This is a genomic window from Kordiimonas aestuarii (assembly GCF_025574465.1).
GTDB classification, from domain to species: Bacteria; Pseudomonadota; Alphaproteobacteria; order Sphingomonadales; family Kordiimonadaceae; genus Kordiimonas; species Kordiimonas aestuarii.
In genome coordinates this window covers 101612-125134 of record NZ_JAOBPP010000021.1, presented here as the reverse complement: position 1 = coordinate 125134, position 23523 = coordinate 101612, and the positions used below count along the sequence as shown (strand labels likewise).

At 56.5% G+C, this 23523-nt stretch carries 28 protein-coding genes; 15 read left to right on the top strand and 13 right to left on the bottom strand.

The features are described from left to right. Positions 1-24: 24 nt before the first annotated feature. The 3 genes from OEU85_RS13140 to OEU85_RS13130 form a co-directional block, all read right to left on the bottom strand. Positions 25-1161 (bottom strand): acyl-CoA dehydrogenase family protein, encoded by a 1137-nt coding sequence (locus OEU85_RS13140; RefSeq protein ID WP_394805429.1) that lies wholly within the window; start codon positions 1159-1161, stop codon positions 25-27. Between the two features lie 162 nt (positions 1162-1323). After that, complete coding sequence (locus OEU85_RS13135) at positions 1324-1587, bottom strand: hypothetical protein (protein WP_262691956.1); 264 nt, start codon at positions 1585-1587, stop codon at positions 1324-1326. Positions 1588-1866: 279 nt separating this feature from the next. Beyond that, the gene (locus OEU85_RS13130) at positions 1867-2601 is read right to left on the bottom strand and encodes a hypothetical protein (RefSeq protein ID WP_262691955.1); all 735 of its coding nucleotides are present in this window, start codon (positions 2599-2601) and stop codon (positions 1867-1869) included. A gap of 245 nt (positions 2602-2846) precedes the next feature. Between OEU85_RS13130 and OEU85_RS13125 the strand changes: the two genes are divergently transcribed. Then, complete coding sequence (locus tag OEU85_RS13125) at positions 2847-3368, top strand: hypothetical protein (RefSeq protein ID WP_262691954.1); 522 nt, start codon at positions 2847-2849, stop codon at positions 3366-3368. A gap of 61 nt (positions 3369-3429) precedes the next feature. Here OEU85_RS13125 and OEU85_RS13120 read toward each other — a convergent pair whose 3' ends face one another. From OEU85_RS13120 to OEU85_RS13110, 3 genes are read right to left on the bottom strand one after another with little or no spacing between them, the layout of a single operon-like run. After that, positions 3430-3957: a hypothetical protein gene (locus OEU85_RS13120; protein ID WP_262691953.1), complete on the bottom strand. Its 528-nt coding sequence runs from the start codon at positions 3955-3957 to the stop codon at positions 3430-3432. Positions 3958-3972: 15 nt separating this feature from the next. Continuing rightward, positions 3973-4272, bottom strand: a complete 300-nt coding sequence (locus tag OEU85_RS13115) for an SCP2 sterol-binding domain-containing protein (RefSeq protein WP_262691952.1) — start codon at positions 4270-4272, stop codon at positions 3973-3975. Between the two features lie 53 nt (positions 4273-4325). Continuing rightward, positions 4326-5072: an AsmA family protein gene (locus OEU85_RS13110; protein ID WP_262691951.1), complete on the bottom strand. Its 747-nt coding sequence runs from the start codon at positions 5070-5072 to the stop codon at positions 4326-4328. A gap of 235 nt (positions 5073-5307) precedes the next feature. Between OEU85_RS13110 and OEU85_RS13105 the strand changes: the two genes are divergently transcribed. Further along, positions 5308-6756, top strand: coding sequence for an EAL domain-containing protein (locus OEU85_RS13105; protein ID WP_262691950.1), 1449 nt, complete (start codon positions 5308-5310; stop codon positions 6754-6756). Between the two features lie 10 nt (positions 6757-6766). Continuing rightward, complete coding sequence (locus OEU85_RS13100) at positions 6767-7660, top strand: TIGR01459 family HAD-type hydrolase (RefSeq protein ID WP_262691949.1); 894 nt, start codon at positions 6767-6769, stop codon at positions 7658-7660. Positions 7661-7667: 7 nt separating this feature from the next. Here the strand turns inward: OEU85_RS13100 and OEU85_RS13095 are convergent, their stop codons facing one another. Together OEU85_RS13095 and OEU85_RS13090 are read right to left on the bottom strand one after the other, a co-directional pair. After that, complete coding sequence (locus OEU85_RS13095) at positions 7668-8687, bottom strand: protein phosphatase CheZ (protein ID WP_262691948.1); 1020 nt, start codon at positions 8685-8687, stop codon at positions 7668-7670. Then, positions 8687-9073 carry a response regulator gene (locus tag OEU85_RS13090; protein WP_262691947.1) on the bottom strand — a complete coding sequence of 129 codons (387 nt, stop codon included), beginning with the start codon at positions 9071-9073 and terminating at the stop codon, positions 8687-8689. Before OEU85_RS13090 ends, OEU85_RS13095 begins: the two co-directional genes overlap by 1 nt. 250 nt (positions 9074-9323) lie before the next feature. Here OEU85_RS13090 and OEU85_RS13085 point away from each other — a divergent pair, with 250 nt between their 5' ends. The 8 genes from OEU85_RS13085 to OEU85_RS13050 all read left to right on the top strand — a co-directional run bounded on the left by OEU85_RS13085 (position 9324) and on the right by OEU85_RS13050 (position 17011). Next, complete coding sequence (locus OEU85_RS13085; RefSeq protein WP_262691946.1) at positions 9324-9752, top strand: MaoC family dehydratase; 429 nt, start codon at positions 9324-9326, stop codon at positions 9750-9752. A gap of 63 nt (positions 9753-9815) precedes the next feature. Beyond that, positions 9816-10844 (top strand): bifunctional riboflavin kinase/FAD synthetase, encoded by a 1029-nt coding sequence (locus tag OEU85_RS13080; protein WP_262691945.1) that lies wholly within the window; start codon positions 9816-9818, stop codon positions 10842-10844. Positions 10845-10934: 90 nt separating this feature from the next. After that, complete coding sequence (locus OEU85_RS13075) at positions 10935-11651, top strand: TerC family protein (RefSeq protein WP_262691944.1); 717 nt, start codon at positions 10935-10937, stop codon at positions 11649-11651. Positions 11652-11723: 72 nt separating this feature from the next. Then, complete coding sequence (locus OEU85_RS13070) at positions 11724-12278, top strand: ANTAR domain-containing protein (protein WP_262691943.1); 555 nt, start codon at positions 11724-11726, stop codon at positions 12276-12278. Positions 12279-12414: 136 nt separating this feature from the next. After that, a complete protein-coding gene (locus OEU85_RS13065) occupies positions 12415-12948 on the top strand; it encodes a response regulator (RefSeq protein ID WP_262691942.1) in 534 nt (177 codons plus the stop codon). Positions 12949-13191: 243 nt separating this feature from the next. After that, entirely contained in the window at positions 13192-16044 is a 2853-nt protein-coding gene (gene ileS, locus OEU85_RS13060) for an isoleucine--tRNA ligase (RefSeq protein ID WP_262691941.1), read from the top strand. Further along, a complete protein-coding gene (gene lspA / locus OEU85_RS13055) occupies positions 16044-16580 on the top strand; it encodes a signal peptidase II (RefSeq protein WP_262691940.1) in 537 nt (178 codons plus the stop codon). The genes ileS and lspA overlap by 1 nt, the downstream gene beginning before the upstream one ends. Next, positions 16577-17011, top strand: a complete 435-nt coding sequence (locus tag OEU85_RS13050; RefSeq protein ID WP_262691939.1) for a DUF3035 domain-containing protein — start codon at positions 16577-16579, stop codon at positions 17009-17011. Before lspA ends, OEU85_RS13050 begins: the two co-directional genes overlap by 4 nt. A gap of 52 nt (positions 17012-17063) precedes the next feature. On the opposite strand, the gene OEU85_RS13045 is transcribed toward OEU85_RS13050, so the two are convergent. After that, the gene (locus OEU85_RS13045; protein WP_262691938.1) at positions 17064-17558 is read right to left on the bottom strand and encodes a DUF2938 domain-containing protein; all 495 of its coding nucleotides are present in this window, start codon (positions 17556-17558) and stop codon (positions 17064-17066) included. 128 nt (positions 17559-17686) lie between these two features. Further along, complete coding sequence (locus OEU85_RS13040; protein WP_262691937.1) at positions 17687-18574, bottom strand: LysR substrate-binding domain-containing protein; 888 nt, start codon at positions 18572-18574, stop codon at positions 17687-17689. Positions 18575-18728: 154 nt separating this feature from the next. On the opposite strand from OEU85_RS13040, the gene OEU85_RS13035 reads away from it, so the two are divergent. Both OEU85_RS13035 and OEU85_RS13030 read left to right on the top strand, forming a co-directional pair. Then, a complete protein-coding gene (locus OEU85_RS13035) occupies positions 18729-19217 on the top strand; it encodes a carboxymuconolactone decarboxylase family protein (RefSeq protein ID WP_262691936.1) in 489 nt (162 codons plus the stop codon). Between the two features lie 61 nt (positions 19218-19278). Next, a complete protein-coding gene (locus OEU85_RS13030; protein ID WP_262691935.1) occupies positions 19279-20229 on the top strand; it encodes an alpha/beta fold hydrolase in 951 nt (316 codons plus the stop codon). 138 nt (positions 20230-20367) lie between these two features. Here OEU85_RS13030 and OEU85_RS13025 read toward each other — a convergent pair whose 3' ends face one another. From OEU85_RS13025 to OEU85_RS13015, 3 genes are all read right to left on the bottom strand, one after another. After that, positions 20368-20925: an SRPBCC family protein gene (locus tag OEU85_RS13025; RefSeq protein WP_262691934.1), complete on the bottom strand. Its 558-nt coding sequence runs from the start codon at positions 20923-20925 to the stop codon at positions 20368-20370. 88 nt (positions 20926-21013) lie between these two features. Further along, positions 21014-21400, bottom strand: a complete 387-nt coding sequence (locus OEU85_RS13020; RefSeq protein WP_262691933.1) for an ArsR/SmtB family transcription factor — start codon at positions 21398-21400, stop codon at positions 21014-21016. Between the two features lie 25 nt (positions 21401-21425). Continuing rightward, complete coding sequence (locus tag OEU85_RS13015; RefSeq protein WP_262691932.1) at positions 21426-22022, bottom strand: TetR/AcrR family transcriptional regulator; 597 nt, start codon at positions 22020-22022, stop codon at positions 21426-21428. Positions 22023-22117: 95 nt separating this feature from the next. Between OEU85_RS13015 and OEU85_RS13010 the strand changes: the two genes are divergently transcribed. Then, positions 22118-22873 (top strand): SDR family oxidoreductase, encoded by a 756-nt coding sequence (locus tag OEU85_RS13010; protein ID WP_262691931.1) that lies wholly within the window; start codon positions 22118-22120, stop codon positions 22871-22873. A gap of 121 nt (positions 22874-22994) precedes the next feature. Continuing rightward, positions 22995-23444, top strand: coding sequence for a hypothetical protein (locus tag OEU85_RS13005; protein ID WP_262691930.1), 450 nt, complete (start codon positions 22995-22997; stop codon positions 23442-23444). Positions 23445-23523: the final 79 nt, after the last annotated feature.

Below are 23523 nucleotides of genomic sequence, written 5' to 3'. Positions count from 1 at the left end.
ACCTATATGTTTTCACAAGGCTTTTTAGAGCGAGCGACCGATCAGCTCTTTCATGATCTCTGACGTGCCGCCATAAATGCGTTGTACCCGGCTGTCGGTGAAGTGATGGGCAATCTCATACTCGGCCATGAAACCATATCCTCCATGAAGCTGAACGCAGGTATCCACAACACGGCCCTGCATTTCAGTGGTCCACAGTTTGGACATCGCGCCACCGACGGCATCAAGCTCCCCTTTCACATGACGGGCGAGGCACTGGTCGATAAACGCCCAGCCGACGTCAATCTCCGTTTTCATTTCCGCCAACTTGAACCGTGTGTTCTGGAACGCGGAGATCGGACGGCCAAACGCGTGCCGCTCCTTCACATAGTCAAGCGTGATGTCAAATGCCCGCTGGGCGCCTGCCATCGCGATGACACCAATGGACAGGCGCTCCTGCGGCAGTTGCTGCATCAGATACATGAAACCGGCGCCTTCGTGTCCGATCAGGTTGGTGGCAGGTACACGGACCTCATCGAAAAACAACTCTGATGTGTCGGAAGAATGCTGGCCGATTTTATCGAGGTTGCGGCCGCGGCGGAAACCATCGCGGTCGCACTCCACCACCACGAGACTGACACCCTTGGCCCCTTCCTTGGGGTCTGTCTTGCAGGCCACAATAACAAAGTCGCAATTCTGGCCGTTTGAGATGAAGGTTTTTGAGCCATTGACCACATAGTGATTGCCGTCAAGTCTAGCGGTGGTTTTGATGCCTTGCAGGTCACTGCCGGTGCCGGGTTCGGTCATGGCGATCGCGCCAACCATTTCACCGGATGCCATTTTGGGCAGGATACGTTCCTTCAGGTCGTCCGAGCCATAATGCAGCAGATAGGGGGCGACGATGTCAGAGTGCACGGCAAGCCCGGCCCCGCCTCCACGGTTATAAACCTGCTCTTCATTGATAACGCAGTTCAGACGATAATCGCCACCGACACCACCGTATTCCTCCGGCAATTGCGGGCACAAAATCCCGGCTTTCCCGCATTTGTTCCAGAATGCGCGCGGCACCTGCCCCGCTTTTGCCCAGGCCTCTCCGTTCGGTGTTGCTTCAGTTTGAAAAAACTTACGAACGGCATCTCTGAAGATATGATGCTCTTCATCATAAACGGCGCGGCGTGCCAACATGATCATCCCTCTTTTTGGACCTTTGTCATGAAGATGGGGCGCACCTTGTGGGCTGTCAAATTTTATAGACGCAAGCGTCCATTATTGTTGGGTGGGTAATCGGGCAATAAAAAAAGGGGCCCCTGGAGCCCCTTCCGGCTACTTGCCAAATTCAGCCAATCAGCTGTCTTGCCTGCGGTAGGCGCGAATTGCTTCATTGAGCTTGACCTGCAGGTCACGGCGGTGGTTGTGGATGCTGGTCAGGTCCTCATCCCAGCGCAATTTCTGCTCTTTGGTCAGATACGGCAGGATATCGCCAGCGCGCTGGTCCATACAGGTGAGATATTCATCCACCTTTTTTGAATACCCGAGCACAGCATCACGCGCCGTGCGGATATCATCAGCGTCGGCGCGATGGCCATCGGGCACAGCAGGTTGCTGCATCGGCGGCTCTCCGCAATCGAGGGCGCTTGCGGGCAGGCTTCCAAATAGTGCAGCGGCAACTACAAAAGACAGTCGTTTTTTCATCGGTGCACAAGTCCTTGTTCTGGTGCTCAACTCGGGCGCTGTTGGCTCAAGCGGGTCGTATCATACAAAAAATGCACAATCAGGCAAATAGGTCAAATCGCCAGTATGCGCATTATTGCGCATTATCCAGTACGCGCATTATTACGCATTATATTGGGGCCCAAGCTTGTGGCCGGGCCCCAGATGCGACTTATATTATTCGGATTTGGACGATTTTTTGGCAGGCGCTTTTTTAGCGGCGGCTTTTTTCTTTGGTGCAGCTTTTTTTGCTGCTGGTTTTTCGCCGGGTTTTTCGTCACCCGATGCATCGTTTGCCGCGCTGGCTTGCGCGTCAGCCGCGACCTGCGCGGTTTGCTGCGCGTCGGCGGCACGGCGACGGGCTTCAGCGTCTGCCTTGGCCTGTTCAGGGAACATCTGGGCGTAAATCGTGTTGACCCGTTTGGCAACATCGGTCAGCGCGTTCGCCACGGCCTGCAGGTTATAGGCAACACCGCGGTACCAGTAAACGCGCGTGGTCGGGTTATAGGCACGGTAAACACACTCGTCCTTGATATCACCGTCCCCAACCTGTGATGGATCGCCCACGAGGTCAAAAATGACCTGCTGGCCCTTGGTCTGGTTAACCCATTCTTCGAACTTTTCGTCCGAGCGTTCCCACAGCTCACACAGGCGGCGATCATTGAGAGGGTGCTTTTCATTAAGGCCAAGAACCTTGCGCAGCGCTTCGCCCCGGCTGCGGGCGCGGGCACGTGTCGGCCACAACAGCGATGAGATCTGGCTACCCGGGATCAGGATGCTTTGGCCGCCGTACAGGATGCCTGCGCCGGCTTTGTTGGCCATTGCCTGGTTAAAAATACTGAAAGACGCTTCCGCGTGCAGGCACTGATTGCGGAGTTCGTGAATGTAAATCGCGAGCGTATTATTATCCATGTCAACTTTTCGCTTTATCTTGAGTTATTCTTGTCATGCGTTCCCCCGGTGGCCCCCTCGGCACCTTCCCTCTGTCCACTGAGTTTTACGGTCAGAATGGCGGAACACACCGTATGTGGCCTGAGCGATAGCACAGGCGGACCGGGTGTTCCAGCACTCAATCCAGGCTTTTTTGCGCTTCTGCATTGCCAGAGCGGCCCTTGCCGGGGTAAATTGTCGCTGGGTGTAATTAAATGGGTGTATAAATGGCGGATGCTGCATTTGCCATGCAGTCGCGTGCCGCGGCGCCAATCTCACGTACAGACCGTGCTCCAGCGCGTCCTTTTGGCTCGACGGAGACACGCACGGGTGCGTTCTCGCGTGGGCTTGATGGTGCCCAAAATGTCGCCAGCGCCAGCCTGGCACCCGCCGCTGAAAAAGCCCAGCAACCTGCGGGGCGTGGCCTGCTTTCTACCGGTGTGCAGTTCATCCTTGCTGAAACCCGCACGCAGGAAGCCGGAGCACCGTTGCCGCCGGTTTCAAACCTCAGCCGCGCGCGGGATAGCTATCTGACGACACAAGCCAGCGTGCGTGAGACAATTGCCATCAACAGGGCTTTCAGCACGCCGACACAGGCTTCGCCATCGGAAGGCGCGCAGGCTTACCAGCAACAGGCCGCGTTCCAGCCTGCCGGTGCCCTGGGGGCCCTGGCGGACGGCAACCAGTCGCTGCCAGGAGCCTCGGTGCCCAGCCAGGCCGATGACGAGTTTGATAGCGACTACTACTGATCGCTTACCCGAGGTAGTTCAGGTGCGGTTCAGGCGCTTTTCCCGGAAAAATACAAATTGATTATTGGCCGAGCCGGGTTTCGATCATGCGAAGCCAGCGGGTGACACGTTTTTCGTGGTCAGCGGCGCTGCTGTTGCCAACAGGGGTGCGACTGTAGATCGCCAAGGTGCTGGTGTAGCCGTCTACATCGGTGATTCTGACGGTAATGACCGATGGCAGGCTTTCACCGGGCAGGCGTTCGGTGAAGTCGAACTGATTGTTCATCGGGTCAAAGCGGAAGGTGCTGACCGTTGGCATATTGTCGGCAAAGTCAACGATGGCAAGCCGCAGGGCCTGTGCATCCACCTCAAATCGGGGGGCGGGTCCATCGACATCTGCGTTGGGGCACACGTCTTTCGCACACAGGAGGAAACTCGGGTCATCAAAGGACCTGTCCAGTGTACCAAAATCGACTGGGGGCAAAGACCCGTCCTTGCCCCCGAATAATTTGTCGCCGCCGCCCATTTGCACCATCACATAGGCGCCGATCCCAAGAAGGATGACAAATACGCTCAAGGCGAGGGCGGCACTGCGAAACTTTTCAAACATAACGACCTTTATGGCTTATCCGAGGATGGAGCCAAGCTGCATGGCAAGGCTCATGTCGCCTTCTACACGTAATTTGCCGGTCATGAAAGCCATCTGCGGGTTAAGGTTGCCTTCCGCGATCTGAACGAAATTGTCCATCGTGGTTTTAACCGTGCAGTCAGCTTCGGTGTCGGCGTTGTCGACAACCGTTGGTGACGATTTGCCGTCGATGCGCACAACGCCGTCGTCGCCGAAGTCGAACTTGATAATAGCAGAAATTGGCGAATGCGCGCCAACGCGGCCGCGGATTTCGTCTGTGATTTTTTCCAGTGACATAGTGATCTCCCTGTAGGTGAAGCGAATATTGGACTGTTGCGTCCAGAAATCAATCAGTTATTGCCGTCTTCTTCTTTTTCGTCATCGGTTTTTTTCTTCAGCTTGCCTACAAGGCTGCCAATGCCCTTTTCCAGTTTTCCTTCGGCGCCCTTTGTCAGTTCCTGCAGTTTGCCTGAAGCCTGCGCCTTTACCAGCGCCTTGGCAATCTGAGGTTCCAGTACCGCCATCACGTGACGGGCGATCTCTTGCGGCGCGAGGCCTTTTTCGTCTGTGCCGAGATCGGTGATCGTGAAGTCTTCAAGCTTGATGCGTTCGTCCACATTCAGCATGCCGCCCTCAGAGAGCACAGCGATCTCCGGGCCCTTGACCGTCATCTTCTTGATGGTGAGCGTCACGTTGGTGGGTTCTGTGCTGGCTTGATAGCCGATGGCTTTCTGCAGGGCCTGAAAATTGGTCTGTGCGCCTTTGCTGCGGATATCGAGCTTGGGCGCATCCACCATGATGCTATCGATGATGATATGGTCAGAAAACAGGGATTTGGTACTGACTTTCATATCGAAGCCTTCAAGCGTGGCGATCTGGCCATCACCAAAGCCTTCAGGTTGCCCGATGGTAAGCCCATTGACTCCGATGCTACCCGAGAAGGGAGAGAGAGAGATACCTTTCACGCCCACCGGCACCTTCAGAACTTCGGGGCCTTTGGTCTCAACCCCGGTTTTGACGATGGTGTCGAGCTTATAGTAGGCATAGGCGCCTCCGCCGACCAAAAGGATCAGGATAAGCAGTAAAAACTTCTTCATGTGTTTGTCTCCCTAACATGCTGCCCGGCGGCTTTACCCCTAAAGTAACGCCGGGACAGAAGTATGACGCCCGAGTAGGGCAGCCTCATGACAAAGTCGCTAAAGTCACTATAGGCCGCAAGTGCTTGGCTTGAAAAGCACCAGCGCGTGATGTTGCAATAAAAGTCTTAACCTTGCCGCGTGCTTGTGCCAGCATGCACTCAGGTTTCGGGAATGGGAAAGGGACCGGTTCTTCATGTCCATCATGACGCAGATTTTGCTGCTTGTTTCATACGCTGTGCTGGGGGTGGCGATCACAGTGATCCCGCCGCGCGCCTTTGAGGTGCCGAGCGATTTGAGCAGCATCCTCGGCCTTCTGGTGTTTTTTGGCGCCTGGCAGATCCAGATGTGGCTGATTGCCCGCCGCGCCGAAAAAGATGCGGACAGCCGGCTTGAGAAGCTTGAGGATATGGTCCTGATCTTGAGGAAAGACCTTGAGCGTACCCGCAGGCACGGTGAAAAGGGTGACGAAAAAAGCGACCAGCTTGTTTCCGAGCTGAAGGTGCTGCACACCCTGCTTACACAGGTAATGGAACGGGAAGTCGAGTTCAGCGCCAAACCGAAGAAGGCCAAAAAGTCGGGCACAGATGAGGAAGCGCTGCAGTTGAGCGCTGACACGGAAGTGCAAACCAAGGCGGGCAAAGCGGAAGCGCCCGTAGCTCCTGAGCCAGAGGATAAAGCCGAACCCATGAGCGAGGCGGAGATCGCCGAGCTTGAACTGACGCCGGAAGAAGCAGCGATGGCGGTGGTTGACTCTGGCTCGGATGAGGTGGACCGGGACGATGAAGATGAAAGCGAAAGCAACACCGATGCGCTGAGTGATGCGATTCCTAAACCGGTGGGCAAAGCGGCACCCAAGGGGCTGGGGCGCAAGAAGGCCCCGATCCGCCTGATCAAGCGCGAAGATCAGTTGTTGTCGGTGGTGCGGAATTCACTGTCTGAAAACCGGGTGGACCTTTACCTGCAACCGATCGTGGCCTTGCCCGCGCGCCGGACAGTGCATTACGAATGTTTCAGCCGAGTCCGGGATGACGAAGGCCGGATCGTGCTGCCGCGGCAATATATGAAAATTGCCGAAAGCAAGGGTTTGATCGGCACGATTGACAACCTGCTGCTGTTCCGGCTCATCCAGCTTGTGCGCCGCATGGGCAAACGCCGCCCCGATGTGCGGTTCTTCTGCAATATGTCAAAATATTCGATGGCGGACGAAGAGTTTTTCCCGCAGTTCATCGACTTCATGACCGCGAATGAAGAGTTCCGCGACCGGCTGGTGTTCGAGATCGCGCAAGAGGATTACATGACCCTGGAGGGCGACGTGAAAGATCGTTTGCTGACTCTTGGCCGCAAGGGTTTTGGCTTCTCGATGGATCTTGTGAAAGACTTCAATCAGGACTTTGCCCTTCTGGGTGACCGTAAATTCCAGTTTATCAAGTCTGATTTGCAGGACCTGCTGGCAGCAAATCCGGAGGACGGTGACGCGGAAGCAGTGAAATCCTTCCTGCGCCGCAAGGGCATGCAGCTTATTGTAAGCCGGATCGAGAACGAAGACATGGTGTTGCAGGCCCTTGAAGCCCGCGCCGAATTCGCCCAAGGCTATCTGTTTGGTGAGCCGACCGCAGCTAATGACATGAACCGCGAACTATAGAAAGTCTATTATGCCCAACCGACAGGCGGCTGCTGTTTCCCTGAGCCGTGGTTTACGTGAATTTTGCCCTGAACTTTCGCTGATCATTTGTGACCTTTGGGGCGTGATGCATGACGGTATTCGCCTGAACGAGGAAGCCGTTGAGGCCATCGAGAAGGCCCGTGCGAACAATGTACTTACTGTGTTCCTCTCAAATGCTCCCCGCCCGCGTACGCATGTCCGCGCCCTGCTTGTCAAAATGGGCATGCCGTCCGCGCTCACGGATTATATCGTAACCTCGGGTGGGCTGGCACGAGATGAGGTTCGGGCCCGCTATCGAGGAGCGAAGCTCTATCACATGGGCCCTGAAAGCGACCACAACACCGTTGATGGCCTGCCGGTTACCATGGTCAAAACGCCGGACGAGGCGGATATCATCCTTGCGACGGACCTCGATTTTTTTGATGTGGAAAGCCATCGTGGCTGGCTTGCGGGTGCGGCCAAAAAAAATGTGCCGTTCCTGTGTGCCAACCCGGACCGTGTGGTGCATGTGGGCGAAAAGCTATACCTGTGCGCGGGTTCAGTTGCTGACCTTTATACCGCGATGGGCGGCGAGGTGCACTGGTTCGGCAAACCCATGGCCAGCGCGCTAGAGGCCTGCCTGCCGGAAATCGGCCTCGCGCCCGGTTCGCTCTCAGGCGAGCAGGTCATGATGATCGGCGACAGCCTGCAGACGGATATGGCAGGCGCTCATGCCGCGGGCTATCGCGGGCTGTTTATTGCAGGAGGTATCCATCGTGACGAGTACCCGGTGCTCACGAGTGCGGCAGACGCCCGTGGTCAGGTTTCGGTTGGTCGTTTCAGAGAAATATTTGGCGCGGAGAAAGCAGTTCCCCACGCCGTCATGGAATCGCTTGTGTGGTGAGGTGCGGTTAGCCGAACAGGGCGTCGATATCGTCCTGGCTGACTTCCTCGCCAGCTGGCAGCTCAACTTCCTTGTCTTTCTTCTTGGCATCGGCCTTTTTTGTGTCCTCGGCTTTTTTCGCCTCAGCTTCCTCGGCCTTCTTCTTTTCCTCGGCTTTTTTCGCCTCAGCTTCCTCGGCCTTCTTCTTTTCCTCGGCTTTTTTCGCTTCGGCCTCTTCGTGCTCAGCAACCGGGTCGAAATCCTCTTCGAACATCTTATCCAGTTGTTTCGGGCTCACGGCCTTTGGCGCTTCAGCCTTTGGCTTGGGTGCGGGGGCCGGTTCGGCTGCTGGAGCGGGCGCAGGGGCTGGTGCCGGTTCTGGAGCAGGCGTGGTGGCGCCGCCACCCATCAGGGCGTCCACCTCTGACTGGTCGATACCTTCACCTTGCAAGGCCGGACCGGAGAGCAGAGCCTTGTCGCCGCTGGTGACTTTTTCCTCCACATGGTCGGCCTTGGCCTGTTCAATATCTTCCTCGGTAACACCGAGCAAGTTCCTCAGCTCAAGCACGCGTTTTTCGATGTGTGAGAGTGTCTCGACCACTTTCGAGATTCGCTGACCGGTAATATCCTGAAAGGAGCATGCCTCAAAGATGCGCATGACGGCATCCTGGCTTTTGGCAACGTAGTTTTCCGTGTCGCTAGGATCGAGGCCCATGATCTCCTCGGCCGACTCCATGATGGTGTTGGTGGCTTCTTCGGTTTGCTGCACGATGGCATCAAGCTCAAGCCCCGCCCGTGGAATACGGTTGCTCTCGAGATCGCCGGGCTGGAGTGCCGCGATCTCTTTGCGGGCATTATGGATATAGTCGCTAAGCGAACGGCATTCGCGATAGATTGAGGTGTCGATTGACCGGAAGAAAACAGTCATCGTGCCGATCAGCACTTCGGTGACAGACGCAACGTCTGTCAGGGACAGTTGCGCCGTATTCTGCTTCCGCAAATTATCGACAAGCAGCTCAATCTGTTTCGGAAGCTGTTCGCCCGCCATTAGAATTCTCCGAGCACTGCCACCAGTTTTTGCTTCAGCGTAGCAGCGTTAAACGGCTTGACGATATAGTTGTTCACGCCCGCCTTTTTAGCGGCAATCACGTTATCGGTTTTCGATTCTGCGGTTACCATGATGAAAGGAGTGGCTTTAAGCTGGTTGTCAGCGCGCACTTCTTTCAGAAGCTCGTAACCGGTCATGGGTTCCATGTTCCAGTCAGAGATTATGAGACCATATTGCTTGGCGCGGGCTTTCTCCAGCGCCATGGCGCCATCGGTTGCCTCGTCAACATTATTGAAGCCAAGCTGTTTCAGCAAATTGCGGACAATGCGCAGCATTGTCTTGTAGTCGTCGACGATCAGGATCGGCATACCCAAATCAACGGCCATGATATTTCCTCAGTTTTATGATTTCGCACCTCCGATGCCAAAACACGGCACCGTTCAATTCCCTTTGTCAGGACCCTAGCCCCGATCTAATAAAGAATTGGTTAACCCAAAGGTAGCGATAATTCAAATACTTCCGACGCACGCAATGGCGTGATAGAGAGGATTTGTCTGCCGCGAAGGCGGTATCGGTGGGCCGTGCGGGTGGTTTTGCCTAAAGTTTTCACCATTATATGAGGGAGATCGGGGGTTTATGGTTGCTCAGTATTTTTTTGACGAAATTACGGTCGGGCAACGCGAGTCGGTTGTCACAAAGGTGACGCCCGCACTTGTGGAAGCCTTCGCGGAGGTCTCGGGCGACAATAACCCGTTGCATCTGGACAGCGACTATGCGGCCACCACCCGCTTCGGTGAGCGCATCGCGCATGGGGCGCTGGGGACCAGCTTCATCTCTGCGGTGCTAGGTACCAAGCTGCCGGGTATCGGGGCTGTGTTTGTCAGCCAGAGTACAAAATTCATCGCGCCGGTCCGCATGAACGACGAGGTGGAAGCAATCGCTGAAGTGACCGAACTGGTGCCCGAGAAAAACCGTATTGTCTTTGCGACGCGCTGCATGGTTGGGGATAAAATGGTGGTCGTTGGCGATGCAATCGTGTATGTCCCCAGCCGACCGAAAGAATAAAAATTGCGGCGCAATTCCTTTTTTTTGCGCCTCACTCGGTGACAGAAGGACCCAGATTTCTCCATGCGGCTTTACCGACACACCGATGAAGTGAAACAATCAGCACGTGGCTCGGTTGTCGCGCTTGGGAACTTTGACGGTTTCCATCGTGGCCATCAGGTCGTGATCGGTGAGGCAGGGCGGCTGGCGCGGGCGATGGGGCTAAACCTCACGGTCGTTGTGACAGAACCTCACCCGGTCAGCTTTTTTGCGCCCATGGCACCTGCGTTCCGGCTGACGCCCTTTCGGGAACGCGCCCAGCTTCTGGATGAATTTGGTGTTGACCAGCTTCTCGTGCTGCCGTTTGACAAGGACCTTGCGTCCAAGTCCGCGCAGGACTTTGTGCTGGAGATTCTGGTTGGTGGGCTGGATGCAAAACATGTTTGCGTGGGCTATGATTACCGCTTCGGTAAAGGCCGTGGCGGCGGCACAGACGTGCTCGGCTGGATGGGTGAAATGGAGGGGTTTGGCCTCAGTGTCATTCGTCCGGTAACCGTCGGGCTCGAGGGCTATGCGGGCGAGATATACAGCTCCACGCTTGTGCGGCAGGCCCTGCAGGCCGGTGAGGCTCGCAAGGCGGCGGCCCTTCTTGGGCATTGGTGGTCGATCAACGGACGGGTAACCGAGGGCGACAGGCGCGGCCGGACCATCGGTTTTCCGACCGCGAATGTGGAATTGGGAGAAAGCCTGCAGCCCAAGCTTGGCGTTTACGCGGTGCGCGTTCACGTGGAAGGCGATGACAGGGTTCATTTGGGCGTCGTCAATGTTGGTCTCAGGCCGACATTTGACAAGCGCGATGTGCTGATGGAAGTGCATTTGTTTGACTATGAGGGTAACCTTTACGGTAAGCATATGCGCGCAGAGCTGGTGGCGTTCCTGCGGCCCGAGCAGAAATTTGACGGTCTTGACGCTTTGAAGGCGCAGATTACGCGTGACTGCAAAACCGCAAAAATTGTGCTTGCTGAACCGGAAAACGCTGCTGACCGCCTCGGTCATCCCACGCTTGAACGTTATCTTCAGCTGTTTCCGGAGCCGCACAAGCGGGCCCGGTGAATGGGGCAGGTGATGGTGGCGTCACCGATTTGCCGTTTTTGTCTTGCAGCATTTATTCCTGCTTAAGCATTTGAAACCATAGGGGACTTCATGGAACTGCTTTTTGATTACCATGTGTGGGTCAGTTTTTTGACGCTAACGGCGCTGGAGATCATCCTCGGCATCGACAATGTGGTTTTCATTGCGCTACTGGTGGGTCATCTGCCGGAAGATGAGCGCAAACGCGCGCGGCTTGTTGGCTTGTCGCTTGCTCTTCTCATGCGTATTCTGCTGCTCCTTGGTGTGACATGGATCATTGGTTTGCAGGAGCCGTGGTTCACCCTGTTCGACCATCCGCTCTCTGGCAAGGACATCCTGATGCTGCTTGGGGGCGGTTTTCTGCTCTATAAGGGGACCAACAGTATTCATGATGAGGTCACCGGCGACAAAAAGCAGGAAGCCCAGGCGGTAACTGGCGGCATGGTGGCGGTGATCGCGCAAGTGGTGCTGATTGATATTGTCTTCTCGTTTGATTCGGTGATGACGGCCGTGGGTATGACCGACGTGATCGTCGTTATCATCGCAGCCATGACCGTCGCGATGTTGGTGATGATGTTCTCCAGCGGCTATATCGCCAGTTTCATCGAGCGTTTCCCGACGCTGAAGATCCTTGCGCTCAGCTTTATTATGCTCATCGGCGTGTTTCTTGTTGCGGAAGGCCTCGGCTTTCATGTGCCGAAAGGCTATATCTACTTTGCGATGCTCTATTCACTGGGCGTTGAGGCGCTTAACCTGCTGCGCCGAAAAAGGAGGAAGTCACAACCCTAGTGTTATGATACGCTACGGTGCCTCCCGTTTTAAATATTGTTAACATTCGCCGCCTAACGTGAAGAGGCCCGAATGGGGAGACGGTTGCGCATGGTGGGGGCTTCACTTCAAAAGCTGCATGTTCTTTTGGCGCTTGGAAACCAGCAGGCTGCGGAAAGCCTGAAGGATATTCTGATGCGTCAAAGGGTGGGCGGAGTGTTTGCGCCGCTTGATAACTGTGCGGCGGTCGAGCAGATGCAGTCCCGCTCCTACAATATGCTTGTCGTTGATGAAGCTTTCCCCATTCTTGGTGGTGTCGATTTCTGCCGGTTCATTCGCCTTACCAACACGCCGATGGCGGTGGCGCCCATCATTTTTGGCCTGCATTCGCCGGATCAGAAATCTGTGCTGCTGGCGCGGGATGCGGGCGCGACCAAAATCGCGGTCATGCCCTTTTCCGGTGCCAGCCTGATCAAGGCGATCGATGACGCGGCTGCAGACCCCCGTCCCATCGTGCAGTGCACCGCGTATAACGGGCCGGATCGGCGGGTGCGGGCCGGACCAATCCCTGGCGGCCGGGAACGTAGGGTGCGAGATCCTGAAATTATCTCAGACCAGGCCAAGCGGCGTATCCTTGGCGGCGGTTGAGGCATTGGTGCTATAGCTCCGCTTTCATAAAGTGGGCGCCATCTTCACATTTTTGAACCCTATTGCTTGACCGCTCGGCTTTTGTGGGGTTTTTCTATGCTTTCCTGCCTACCAGACGTCCAAAAAGGAGTGGTCCGTGTCTCTCGGTGAGAAAAGCGATTTGCGTGTTTTGATTGCGCTTGAAAACGGCCAGGCCGCAATTGGCGCGCGCGCAGTGTTCAAGGAACAACGTGCCGCCCATATTGTTGTGGCCGACAATAATCGCGCCGCCATGGAGCATATGAAAACCACGTCCTTTAACCTTGTGCTGCTTGAGGACACTTTCCCCGAAGTGGGTGGGCTGGACTTTTGCCGGTTTATTCGTTTCCAGAATGCTCCTGTCTCCGTTGCGCCCATTATGTATGCCATCAAGGAACCGGACCGGAAGAAGGTGATCGAAGCCCGCGACGCCGGCGTGAACAAGATGCTGGCTATGCCGTTTACCACGGCCAGCCTTATCAAGAACCTGGACAGCATTCTCGTCCAGCCCAAGCCGTTTATCCGCGTAACAGGGTATTATGGCCCATGCCGCCGCAGCGGTGTGGCGCCTTATAAAGGGCCCGAACGCCGTCAGGCGCAGAAAGGGGTTTTCCCGTTTGCGAACATGCAGAAGGCCTTCAAGGGCTTATAGCCGCCATATTGCGGCAATTCAGCCGCGCCTTTCCGCTCGACACCCCCGGTGAAGGTTGTTAAAAGTTCGCCCATGCAAAATGTGCAGACAAAAGGTTGGCTCATGGCCACGATAACCATTCGAATTACTGGCCCGGCGCTACAGGCTTAGCGACCGGGGTTTCAAGTATTTCCAGAATTCCATATTATGTGCAGCGCAAACATACCCGGCGCGCACAAGACAGAAGAAACGAGACGATAGACCATGTCTGCTGATGACAGTTCGAAACGCGATTATCGCGACACTGTATTTTTGCCGAAAACCGACTTCCCGATGCGTGCGGGCCTGCCCCAGCGCGAGCCGGAGTTCCTGAAGCGCTGGTACAAGGATAACCTCTATGGCCAGCTTCGCGCCGATGCGAAGGGCCGTGAGAAATTTGTCCTGCATGATGGCCCGCCATACGCCAACGGCAATATCCACATTGGCCACTCCATGAACAAGATTCTCAAGGACGTGATCGTCAAGTCTCAGCAGATGCAGGGCAAGGATGCACCTTACGTGCCGGGCTGGGATTGCCACGGCCTGCCGATCGAATGGAAGATCGAGGAAAAATACCGCAAGAAAAAGAAAAACAAGGATGAGGTGGACCCGGTCGAGTTCCGCCGTGAATGCCGCGAGTTTGCCGACCAGTGGGTTGGTGTGCAGCGCGACGAATTCAAGCGCCTTGGTATCTTTGGCGACTGGGACAACCCCTATCTGACCATGGCCTATGACGCCGAGGCGCAGATTGTGAAAGAGCTGCTGAAATTCTCGACCGCAGGTGCGCTTTACCGAGGCTCAAAGCCGGTGATGTGGTCGCCGGTCGAGAAAACCGCGCTCGCGGAGGCCGAGGTTGAGTATCACGATCATACCTCCACACAAATCGATGTAGCCTTCCAGTTTGCAAAAGTACCGACGGAAGCCGTCGAAGGCGCCAAGGTTGTTATCTGGACGACAACACCGTGGACCATCCCGGCCAACCGCGCCGTGTGTTATGGCCCGGATATCGACTATATCGTCATCGAGGTAACGGAAGTGGCAGACGGGGCGACCATGGCAGCGGGTGACCGCCTGGTGGTTGCCGACGCGCTGGTCGTTGATTTTGTCAAACGCGCGACGGTGGACAATTACCTTGTGATCAATCATCTCAAGGGCAAAGACCTTGAAGGCGGCATTCTGGCGCACCCGTGGCGGGGCCATAAAGACGGCAACGGGGGGTATGATTTTGATGTGCCCATGCTGCCGGGTGACCATGTCACCACCGAGGCCGGTACTGGCTTTGTGCACACGGCCCCCGGTCATGGTGATGATGACTATCAGGTTGCGCATGTGAAGTTCGGCATTGAAGTGCCGTTCACCGTCAACGAAGCGGGTTGTTATTACGACAATGTGCCGCTGGTGGCAGGCAAACATGTCTACAAGGTTGCGGATGAGGTTTGTGGCCTGCTCGCGGACGCGGACGCGCTGATGAGTAAAGGCATGCTCAGCCACTCCTACCCGCATAGCTGGCGCTCCAAGGCGCCGCTGATTTTCCGCAACACGCCGCAGTGGTTCATCTCCATGGACAAAACGGGCCTGCGTGACGCGGCGCTGAAGGGTATCGAGGACACAGGCTGGTTCCCGGCGGTGTCGAAGAACCGTATCCGTTCAATGGTTGCCGACCGGCCTGATTGGGTCATCTCGCGTCAGCGTGCTTGGGGCGTGCCAATCACTGTGTTTGTCCATAAGGAAACCGGTAACGTGTTGCAGGACGAAGCTGTGAACCAGCGTATCGTGGATGCCGTCAAGGAAGGCGGGGCCGACGCATGGGTTGCTGTGCCGGCGCAGGATTTCCTCGGAGACAGATATGCCGCGGAAGATTACGAGCAGGTCTTCGATATCCTCGACGTTTGGTTCGACAGCGGCTGTACCCACGCCTTTGTTTGCGAGAACCGTGAAGACCTGCAGTCACCCGCCGACCTGTATCTTGAGGGCTCGGATCAGCACCGTGGCTGGTTCCAGTCCAGCCTGCTAGAGAGTTGTGGTACCCGTGGTCATGCGCCCTACAAGAACGTGCTGACCCACGGCTTCACCATGGATGGCGAGGGCAAGAAAATGTCCAAGTCGCTTGGCAATACCGTGGCGCCGCAAACCATCATCCAGCAGTTTGGTGCTGATATCCTGAGGCTGTGGGTCGTCTCGGTCGACTATATGGAAGATGTGCGCATCGGCGACCAGATCATTCAGGGGCAGGTGGATGCCTACCGCAAGATCCGCAACACCATGCGTTATCTTTTGGGTAACCTCGCGGGCTTTTCGGCAGAAGAGCGTCTGCCGGCTTCCGAAATGCCGGAGCTGGAACGCTTTATCCTGCACCGCCTGTCGGAGCTTGATACCCTGATCCGCGACCGGGCGAATAATTTTGACTATAACCCTATCTTCCAGGCGTTGTATCAGTTCTGTATCCTTGAGCTGTCGGCCTTCTATTTTGATATCCGCAAAGACTCGCTTTACTGCGATGACGCGCGCAGCGTGCGCCGCCGCGCGGTCCGCACCGTGCTTGATGAGGTGTTTAACCGCCTGACCACATGGTTTGCACCCATTCTGGCGTTTACTGCAGAAGAAGTGTGGCTGGCGCGTCATGGTGAGGCTGCTGAAAGTGTGCACCGCCAGACATGGCCTGAGACACCGGCCGAATGGCAAAATACGGACCTCGCAGAAAAGTGGAGTAAAATCCGCCGCCTACGCCGCGTTGTGACCGGCGCGCTGGAACTTGACCGCCGCGAAAAACGCATTGGCTCCAGCCTGCAGGCAGACGTGACGGTCTATGTGGCGGACTATGCCTATGTGGAAGCCATGGCCGGCCTTGATATCGCTGAGCTGATGATCACCTCGTCGGCCCGTTTGTTGGAAGCCGATGCGCCGGAGGGTGCGTTCACCCTTGATGACGTCAAGGACATTGCGGTGGTTACTACGGCGGCGAGCGGTGACAAATGTGAGCGCTGCTGGGTGGTTTCAGAAGAGGTCACAGCACACGGTGACCTGTGTAACCGCTGTTCCGACGCTGTGAAACATATCGACGCCGGGACCGCTGCCTGATGAAGGCGGGGCCTTTCTTGCGTCGCGGGCTGTTTGTCGCTGCCATCCTTGTGGTGGTGGACCAGCTCAGCAAGTGGTGGATTCTCGAAGGGCTGAACCTCCCTGAGAAAGGCAGCGTGCCGTTGCTGCCTTTCCTCAGCTTCTCCATGGTCTGGAACCAGAATATCTCCATGGGCATTCCATTGGGCGAAAGCCTTGGTAAGTGGGGCATTGTGGTGCTGACGGTCGCCATCAGCATCTGGTTGGTGCACTGGCTGATGAAAACCCTGCGCCGGTTCGAGGCCACCTCGCTGGCGCTTATTCTGGGTGGGGCCATAGGCAACCTTATTGACCGCCTTGTGCATGGGGCGGTGGTGGACTTTATCCACCTGCATGCATGGGGCTATAATTTCTATGTTTTTAACGTGGCGGACAGCGCGATAACCATCGGCGTGCTCCTGTTGATCATTGATGGGTTGCGGGGCGACGATAAAAGCCCTAAAAATGCCCAAAAGGTTGCCGAGAGTTCGCGCGACCCTGAAGGAGAGAGTTCATGAATTTCAAGCCCATCGCGCTTGTACTGGTTGCGGGCCTTGCGCTCGCCGCGTGTGGATCGAAGAAAAACAGCCCCAACGAATTTGACGTTGTGAGCCGCGCGCCGCTTGTGGTGCCGCCGGAAGCTGACCTGACGCCGCCGCGTCCGGGCGAGCCGAATGCACAGGAAATCGATCCAGGCAGGCAAGCCTTTGAGGCGCTGTTTCCGGGCAAGGAATTCAAGCGTTCCAAGCCGAAAAGCAAAGGAGAGGCCGAACTTCTCTCCCGCTTGGGTCGCTCAGAGCCGGACGTGCGTTCGAACGCGGGCCAGAAGGATCTTGATGTCGTGAAAAAGGCTGTGTTGATGGCTGACCTGCTGGACGCTGAAGAGCGCCAGTTCCGCACCGATAACATCAGCATTACCCGCGTTTCCAGCGAAAGCGGCGCACGGTAGGCATTCCCCGGCATTAAACGCCAAAGCCGCCCGACGGGCGGCTTTTTGTATTTTAGAACACGGCCAGCAACTGCGCGGCCAGATATAATCCAATGCCGAAAACAGTGTGGCTCGTCAGGCTCTTCAGTCGTGCGGCATTTGGCGCTGGTGTCCTGCATGCAGCAACGCCCAGGCCAAGGGCGGGTTGCATGATAAAATATGGTGCGATAACGCTTCCCACACCTGTGGCAAGCGCGGGGAGAAGCGTCGGGCTTTTCACCCATGCAGCACCCACCACCAACAGCAATATTGCCGCAAATGCAATGCCGGTCGCATAATGTATGGCCCAGCCCACCGGCGCCTCGTTATAGACGGGAGCGGCGTCTGCTATGCTTTGGTGGCGAACCCTGCCGCGCGTCATATGCCCGATCCAGCGGCCCAGCATGGCATAGTTCAGCCCATGAATGCCAAAAAACCGGCGGATGAACACCGCCCACAAGTCCATCACAACTGTCGCGCCAATACCAATCGCCAGCGTGTATCCAAGAAATTCCAATAGGTTGTCCATTTTAGGTATCCATTTATGTTATCATATTACATATGTGAATTGATAACGCGAGAGCAAGGGTTTTCAAAAGATATAGATCGCCCGGGACGACCAGGCGGTTGTTCTTTGCCGCATTTGGGCTTGTCGGCTTAGTTCAGGAAAGGATTGCCGCGCAACTGCGCGACAGCAAGGTCGACAAATGCCCTGACCTTGCCGGATGCCCGCCTTCCGTCTCCATAGAGAATATGGATCGGTAACGGCTCCGGCGCGTGGTCGAACATTACAGTCTGGAGGGTGCCAGCCTCAAGTTCCGGCGCGATCTGGTACGAAAGTACCCGCGTCAGCCCGATACCTTTTTTTGCCGCGGCAATTGCAGCGGGGACGGAGGTGAACTCAAGCCGTGGCTTGACCTTGATTTCACCATCAGCGAAGCGCCACCCTGGCCGGGAGTTGGCGAGTTTCAAGGCGATGAGCGTGTGGTCATGCAGGTCCTCAGGCTTGTGTGGCAGCCCGTGCTTTTCGAAATAAGCAGGGGCGCCGCAGACCACTGATCGTACTGCGCCCACGCGGGTCGCGATCAGGCTGGAGTCCTGCAACTGGCCGATGCGCACTGCGACATCCAGCCCCTCTTCCAGAAGATTGACCACCCGGTCGAGATATACCGCCTCGACAGTCGTGTCCTTATAAAGGTTCAGATATTCGCTGATAATCGGGGTGATATAAATTTGCCCAAACAAGGTGGAGGCGGTGACGCGCAGGTGCCCTTTGGGGGTGTGATGCGCACCGCGTGCGGCATCGTTGGCAGCGTCAAGATCCTGCAGGATACGCCGGGCATCCTCAAGATAGATCGCTCCAACATCGGTCAGCGAGATGAAGCGCGTTGTGCGGTGCAATAGCACCACGCCAAGATGACTTTCCAGGTCGCCGACGATGCGGGTGACCGAGGGGGCGCTGATTGATAGCTTCCTGGCCGCTCCCGCCAGACTCCCGGCTTCTGCCACCGCGACAAAAACTTCAAGCGCTCGAAACCGGTCCATCCAAGGGTCTCCTCCTCGCATCTTTATTCCGAATAGTGGAATAAAGTGTTTTTATAATACGATATTCTTCTGAGTTAGGGAAGGTATTAGCGTTGGTTCATCGCCGGGTGAGGGTGGGTCTCCGCCGGAAAACACACAAGCAAGGACCAACGAAATGTCATTGATCAATACCCCAGAAAATATTGGTGCAGCGCCCGTTGTATCCCAACCGCTGTTGGCGGCAGTCCAGAAATCGATCGGCTCCGTGCCCAACATGTTTCGTATCATCGCCAATAGCCCTGCGACCCGTGAGCGCATTGCGCTGGCTGTCGCCCAGGCCAATGACTGTGACTACTGCCTGGCGGCGCATTCCTACCTTGGCCAGCATATGGCGAAACTGACCAGCCATGAGATCGCTGCCAACCGGCGCGGCGGCTCAACCGATGCCAAGGCTGACGCGGCGGTGCGCTTGGCCTATGACATCACCATAAATCGCGGCGAGATTGACCCGGCACTGATGAAAGTAGTTCAGGCCGCGGGGTATAGCGATGCCGAGATCGTGGAGATCATCACCCACGTCGCGCTGAACACCCTCACCAATTATATCAACAAGGTTCTGGCAACCGAGGTTGATTTCCCCGCTGCCACAGAGCTGGCCGCATAGCCGCCTGACCGGGGAGGCTTCGTGCCACTTCGGGGGCCAATAATGGAAAAGGAAACTAGCCATGTTGACGATTAAAACCGTGAAGAAATTGATGATGACGCTCGCGCTTCCACTGGTTGCCATAAGTGTCAACGCTGATGCAAATACCGGTACAGATGGCGGCAAAGTGCGTTACCGTACGGCCATGGTGGGTGAGGTGAATATGTTCTACCGTGAGGCAGGCCCCAAGGACGCGCCGGTTGTGCTCCTGCTGCACGGCTTTCCAACGTCCAGCCATATGTACCGCAATCTTATCCCCGAACTGAGTGGCAGCTATCATGTGATCGCACCGGACCTTCCGGGCTTCGGTTCCACGACTGCGCCGCCGCGCGGCCAGTATGAATATTCCTTCGACAATCTCTCCAAGGCAGTAGAAGGCCTGACCGAGGTTCTGGACATTGAGAAATATGCCGTGATGGTATTTGACTATGGTGCCCCTGTTGGCTTCCGGCTTGCGGCTGCCAACCCGGGGAAGGTCGCAGCAATTATCACCCAGAACGGCAATGCCTATGAGGAAGGGCTTATGGATGCCTGGGGCCCGATTCGCGCTTATTGGCAAGACCCGTCACAGAAAAATCGCGACACCTTGAGGGCGCTTCTCACCGCTGACTTCACCAAGTTCCAGTATACGCACGGCACACCGGCAGACAGGCTTGGCCCGGACGCATGGACGCATGACCAGGCGATATTGGACCGCGACGCTGAACTGCAGCTTGACCTGTTCGGCGACTATAAATCCAACGTGGCGCTCTATCCCATGTGGCAGGCCTATCTTCGGGAATACAGACCCGCGCTATTGGCGGTCTGGGGTACGCATGACCCCTTCTTTGGCCCCGCTGGCGCGGAAGCTTTCAAAAGGGATATCCCGGACGCCGAGGTGCATCTCTATGACGCGGGGCACTTCGCGCTTGAGAGCCATGGCAAGGAGATCGCCGGTGTAATCAAAAACTTCCTCGCCAAAAAGCTTAAATAAGCTTCAGGGCTTAACCGGAAACAATGGACCCGCTTCCTGAGCATGACCAGAGGCGGGTCCATCAAGCCTTTGTTCTACTTTAAAGATACCGTTTACAGGCGTTCACCGCAGGGGAGGGTTCCCTTGCGCCAGCCGGGGTTAATTTGCCTTGAGGCGCTTGCGGTATTCCGTGTCGAGGCGGGTGTGGTTGGCCCAGAAGGCGCGGGCAGGCTTGCCCTCCAGCACATCGACCATGATATCAAGGTGGGCATGCCAGCCGCCGGAGACGTCGGCCATCAGTTCAGGCGTTGTCAGCTTGCGGTGTGTGATGGTCATCAACACCTTATCGCCTTGTTTTTCAAGCGAAAAAGTTACCTCCGATACGTCGCCAAAACTTTCACCCCAGCTCATGGTCAGGCTGTGTGGCGGGGTGATGGCGTCAAGGGTGCAGCGTGACCGAATGCCTGCCGGTGCGTCGCTGGCCTTATATTGGTCCGGTGCTTTTTCACCCAGGGCGGAGAGGGTGCCGTGGCGGAAAACCAGGGTGAATTCCTGTCCGGGTTCTGTGCGGATGTCGTCACCGCCCGCCAGCCATTTACCGCGCTTTTCCGCGTCGGTCAGGTAGGAGAATACCCGCTCTATAGGCCCTGGAAAAAGCCTTTTGATTTCAATGGTATCGTCTGCTGATTTCTGTGCATAGCTATCGTTGACTGTCAATTTTTCCTCCTGTCGTGACCCGGGCTGTGGCGCATTTGCGCGCCTTGCACAGCTGTGCGGGAAGTGTGCGGGTTTTGTGCGGTGCCATTCAGCTGGTTTTATCCGCCTTGTCTTCGGCGTCCAGTAGCGCGCCCAGAAGGTCCAGCTTGCCTTCCCAGAAGCGGCGGTAGCGTTCCATCCATGCGTGGGCTTCGGCCATATTGGCGGCGTTCAGGCGGCAATAATGCGTGCGGCCTTCCACCTTGCGGTCAACAAGCCCGGCGACCTCAAGCTTCCTGATGTGTTTGGAGGCGGCCGCGAGCGACATGGCATAAGGTTGTGCCAGCGCGCTGACGGTTTTTTCTCCGTTCATGAGGGATGCGAGCATGCCACGGCGGGTGGGGTCCGCAAGCGCATGGAAGGTGGCGTCGAGCCGATCTGTATTGTATTTAACCATATAGTTGAATATAGCAGGGAAAGTCAGATAGTCAACCATTTGGTTAAGTATTATTGCGGGGCGGTCAGGGCGACGGGATCCAACGGTCGAAGGCGGTGACGGCACTTGCATGGGCCTGCCGTGCCAGCGGGCTGTCAGCCCCGGTGCGGCTCAGGGTTGATATGCCGTTCGAGAGGGCCAGCAGAAGCGCCGCCAGCGCGGCCGGGTCGGCCTCCGGGTCGATTTTCCCCGCGTGCTGCCAGCCGCTGAAAACCTCAGCAAGCGCGGCAGCATGGGCGGTGGTTTTGGTCTGTACAAGCGCGCCAAGCGCGTCGCAGCGATAGCCAAGCTCATTTGTCGACCCGGTCGCAAGGCACCCCGGCGGGCTGAGGACATCCGACAGCATGTCATATTGCGCATTGAAAAAAGCTTCGATCCCGGCGCGCGGGTCGCCCTGTTCCAGCATGGCCACAAGCGGCGTGCCCACCGTGTTGTTGTACCGGTCAAGCGCTGCCTTGAACATCGCCTGCTTGTCGCCAAAGGCATTATAAAGGCTTGTGCGCTTCAGGCCTGTCGCCTTCTCCAGCCGGTCAAGCGACGTGGCCTCATACCCGTGTTCCCAGAAGGTGTTCATGATGGCGGTTGCCACCTTGTCCCGGTCATATTTGCTGGGCCTTGCCATGATGCCTCCAAAAAAAACTTACACAAGGTTATTGACTGATCAGTACAAAACACCATTTGCATTTGTACTGATCAGTTAAATATGGAGCCTGCAACATGAGTAATCAACGACTTCCCGGCAAAAAAGCCGTCATCACCGGCGGCACGACCGGTATCGGGTTTGAGACAGCCCGCCGTTTCCTGGAAGAAGGCGCTGAGGTGCTGATCACCGGCCGCAGCGATGACAAGGTGGCCAGCGCGGTGGCAGAGCTGGGCGAAGGTGCACACGGTATCGCCGCCGATGCCAGTACGTTTGAGGGCGTCAAAAAACTGGCCGTCAAGGCAAAAGCAACCTTTGGTATGGTGGATATCCTGTTCGCCAACGCGGGCAATGGTGTTTTCATTGCGATTGATGATGTGAGCGAGGAAAGTTTTGACCATCAGTTTGACCTGAACGTCAAAGGGGTCTTTTTCACCGTGCAACAGTTTCTACCGCTTTTGGGCAAGGGGGCGTCAATTGTGCTGAATGCGTCGTCGGTACAAGCCAAGGGCATGGCAACCGGCAGCCTGTATTTTGCCACCAAGGCGGCCGTCCGGTCATTTGCCCGCAGCTTCGCGGCGGAGCTGGCGCCGGCGGGCATTCGGGTTAATTCCGTCAGCCCGGGCCTTGTGCCAACCCAGTTTTTCGCCAATTCCAACGTCGGGGCGGAAAGCTATGGCGGGTTTGAGGCGCTCATCGGCTCAAGCGCGCCGCTTGCGCGCCCCGGCACCCCGCTTGAGATCGCGAATGCGGTGCTGTTTCTGGCCAGCGATGAGGCAAGCTATATGACTGCGACGGATGTTGTTGTCGATGGCGGCTGGTCCAACGTGTAAAGGCATGGCAGGTGGGTCCCGCGTCCCACCTGTTGCCACCTTTGCCGGGCACGCAGTTTGGGGCACGCACCTTGCATGCCCCATGCGGACACAACTGGCAGGCACGACAAGGGGATGAGCGATGAAAATTGAACAAACCGAGGCACTTCAGGATATTATGGGGGGCAAGGGCCGTGTGGTCGTGGACGACAACAAGCGCTTTCAGGCTTTCCTGAAGGCATTTGATGCCCAGCAGAGGGACCTTTCGACCGTCGAGGGTGGCATCACGGTCCAGGGCGGCATTGCCACTTTGGGTCTTCTGGGCTGGGTGGAATATGAAACCCGCCGTAAGGCTGAAGAGGCCGCCCGCGCCGAAGTGATGGCCAGGTGGGGCTTTGAAGGCCAAGAGGACATTGACGCCCTGTCCGCCCGGGAGGCCCGCAAGTTTGAAACCGAGGTAAAGGCGACGACCGAGGAAAAGCTTGCCCAAGCCCTGAAAGACGGCGCCCTTGAGGAGATGGAGAAAAAAGCCTCGCGGCTTTACCGTAATACACCGCTACCCGAAGAGGACGACGGCAATATAGCTTTCTGACAGCGGTAATAATGGGTAAATTTTTGTTCGCCTTAACGCGCAATCTTCCGTGCACGCTCATTCCCTGCTAGGGTCCGGC

What these genes read in the sequence shown, in the direction of transcription:
- OEU85_RS13010 (WP_262691931.1), top strand. Translation starts at nt 22,118, where the DNA reads ATGAGTAATCAACGACTTCCCGGCAAAAAAGCCGTCATCACCGGCGGC.
- OEU85_RS13005 (WP_262691930.1), top strand. Translation starts at nt 22,995, where the DNA reads ATGAAAATTGAACAAACCGAGGCACTTCAGGATATTATGGGGGGCAAG.
- OEU85_RS13110 (WP_262691951.1), bottom strand. Translation starts at nt 5,072, where the DNA reads ATGAAGAAGTTTTTACTGCTTATCCTGATCCTTTTGGTCGGCGGAGGC.
- OEU85_RS13135 (WP_262691956.1), bottom strand. Translation starts at nt 1,587, where the DNA reads ATGCAGCAACCTGCTGTGCCCGATGGCCATCGCGCCGACGCTGATGAT.
- OEU85_RS13090 (WP_262691947.1), bottom strand. Translation starts at nt 9,073, where the DNA reads ATGGCCGTTGATTTGGGTATGCCGATCCTGATCGTCGACGACTACAAG.
- OEU85_RS13015 (WP_262691932.1), bottom strand. Translation starts at nt 22,022, where the DNA reads ATGGCAAGGCCCAGCAAATATGACCGGGACAAGGTGGCAACCGCCATC.
- OEU85_RS13120 (WP_262691953.1), bottom strand. Translation starts at nt 3,957, where the DNA reads ATGTTTGAAAAGTTTCGCAGTGCCGCCCTCGCCTTGAGCGTATTTGTC.
- OEU85_RS13045 (WP_262691938.1), bottom strand. Translation starts at nt 17,558, where the DNA reads ATGGACAACCTATTGGAATTTCTTGGATACACGCTGGCGATTGGTATT.
- lspA (WP_262691940.1), top strand. Translation starts at nt 16,044, where the DNA reads ATGAAGGCGGGGCCTTTCTTGCGTCGCGGGCTGTTTGTCGCTGCCATC.
- OEU85_RS13040 (WP_262691937.1), bottom strand. Translation starts at nt 18,574, where the DNA reads ATGGACCGGTTTCGAGCGCTTGAAGTTTTTGTCGCGGTGGCAGAAGCC.
- OEU85_RS13085 (WP_262691946.1), top strand. Translation starts at nt 9,324, where the DNA reads ATGGTTGCTCAGTATTTTTTTGACGAAATTACGGTCGGGCAACGCGAG.
- OEU85_RS13070 (WP_262691943.1), top strand. Translation starts at nt 11,724, where the DNA reads ATGGGGAGACGGTTGCGCATGGTGGGGGCTTCACTTCAAAAGCTGCAT.
- OEU85_RS13115 (WP_262691952.1), bottom strand. Translation starts at nt 4,272, where the DNA reads ATGTCACTGGAAAAAATCACAGACGAAATCCGCGGCCGCGTTGGCGCG.
- ileS (WP_262691941.1), top strand. Translation starts at nt 13,192, where the DNA reads ATGTCTGCTGATGACAGTTCGAAACGCGATTATCGCGACACTGTATTT.
- OEU85_RS13035 (WP_262691936.1), top strand. Translation starts at nt 18,729, where the DNA reads ATGTCATTGATCAATACCCCAGAAAATATTGGTGCAGCGCCCGTTGTA.
- OEU85_RS13130 (WP_262691955.1), bottom strand. Translation starts at nt 2,601, where the DNA reads ATGGATAATAATACGCTCGCGATTTACATTCACGAACTCCGCAATCAG.
- OEU85_RS13030 (WP_262691935.1), top strand. Translation starts at nt 19,279, where the DNA reads ATGTTGACGATTAAAACCGTGAAGAAATTGATGATGACGCTCGCGCTT.
- OEU85_RS13020 (WP_262691933.1), bottom strand. Translation starts at nt 21,400, where the DNA reads ATGGTTGACTATCTGACTTTCCCTGCTATATTCAACTATATGGTTAAA.
- OEU85_RS13080 (WP_262691945.1), top strand. Translation starts at nt 9,816, where the DNA reads ATGCGGCTTTACCGACACACCGATGAAGTGAAACAATCAGCACGTGGC.
- OEU85_RS13050 (WP_262691939.1), top strand. Translation starts at nt 16,577, where the DNA reads ATGAATTTCAAGCCCATCGCGCTTGTACTGGTTGCGGGCCTTGCGCTC.
- OEU85_RS13100 (WP_262691949.1), top strand. Translation starts at nt 6,767, where the DNA reads ATGCCCAACCGACAGGCGGCTGCTGTTTCCCTGAGCCGTGGTTTACGT.
- OEU85_RS13105 (WP_262691950.1), top strand. Translation starts at nt 5,308, where the DNA reads ATGTCCATCATGACGCAGATTTTGCTGCTTGTTTCATACGCTGTGCTG.
- OEU85_RS13095 (WP_262691948.1), bottom strand. Translation starts at nt 8,687, where the DNA reads ATGGCGGGCGAACAGCTTCCGAAACAGATTGAGCTGCTTGTCGATAAT.
- OEU85_RS13075 (WP_262691944.1), top strand. Translation starts at nt 10,935, where the DNA reads ATGGAACTGCTTTTTGATTACCATGTGTGGGTCAGTTTTTTGACGCTA.
- OEU85_RS13125 (WP_262691954.1), top strand. Translation starts at nt 2,847, where the DNA reads ATGGCGGATGCTGCATTTGCCATGCAGTCGCGTGCCGCGGCGCCAATC.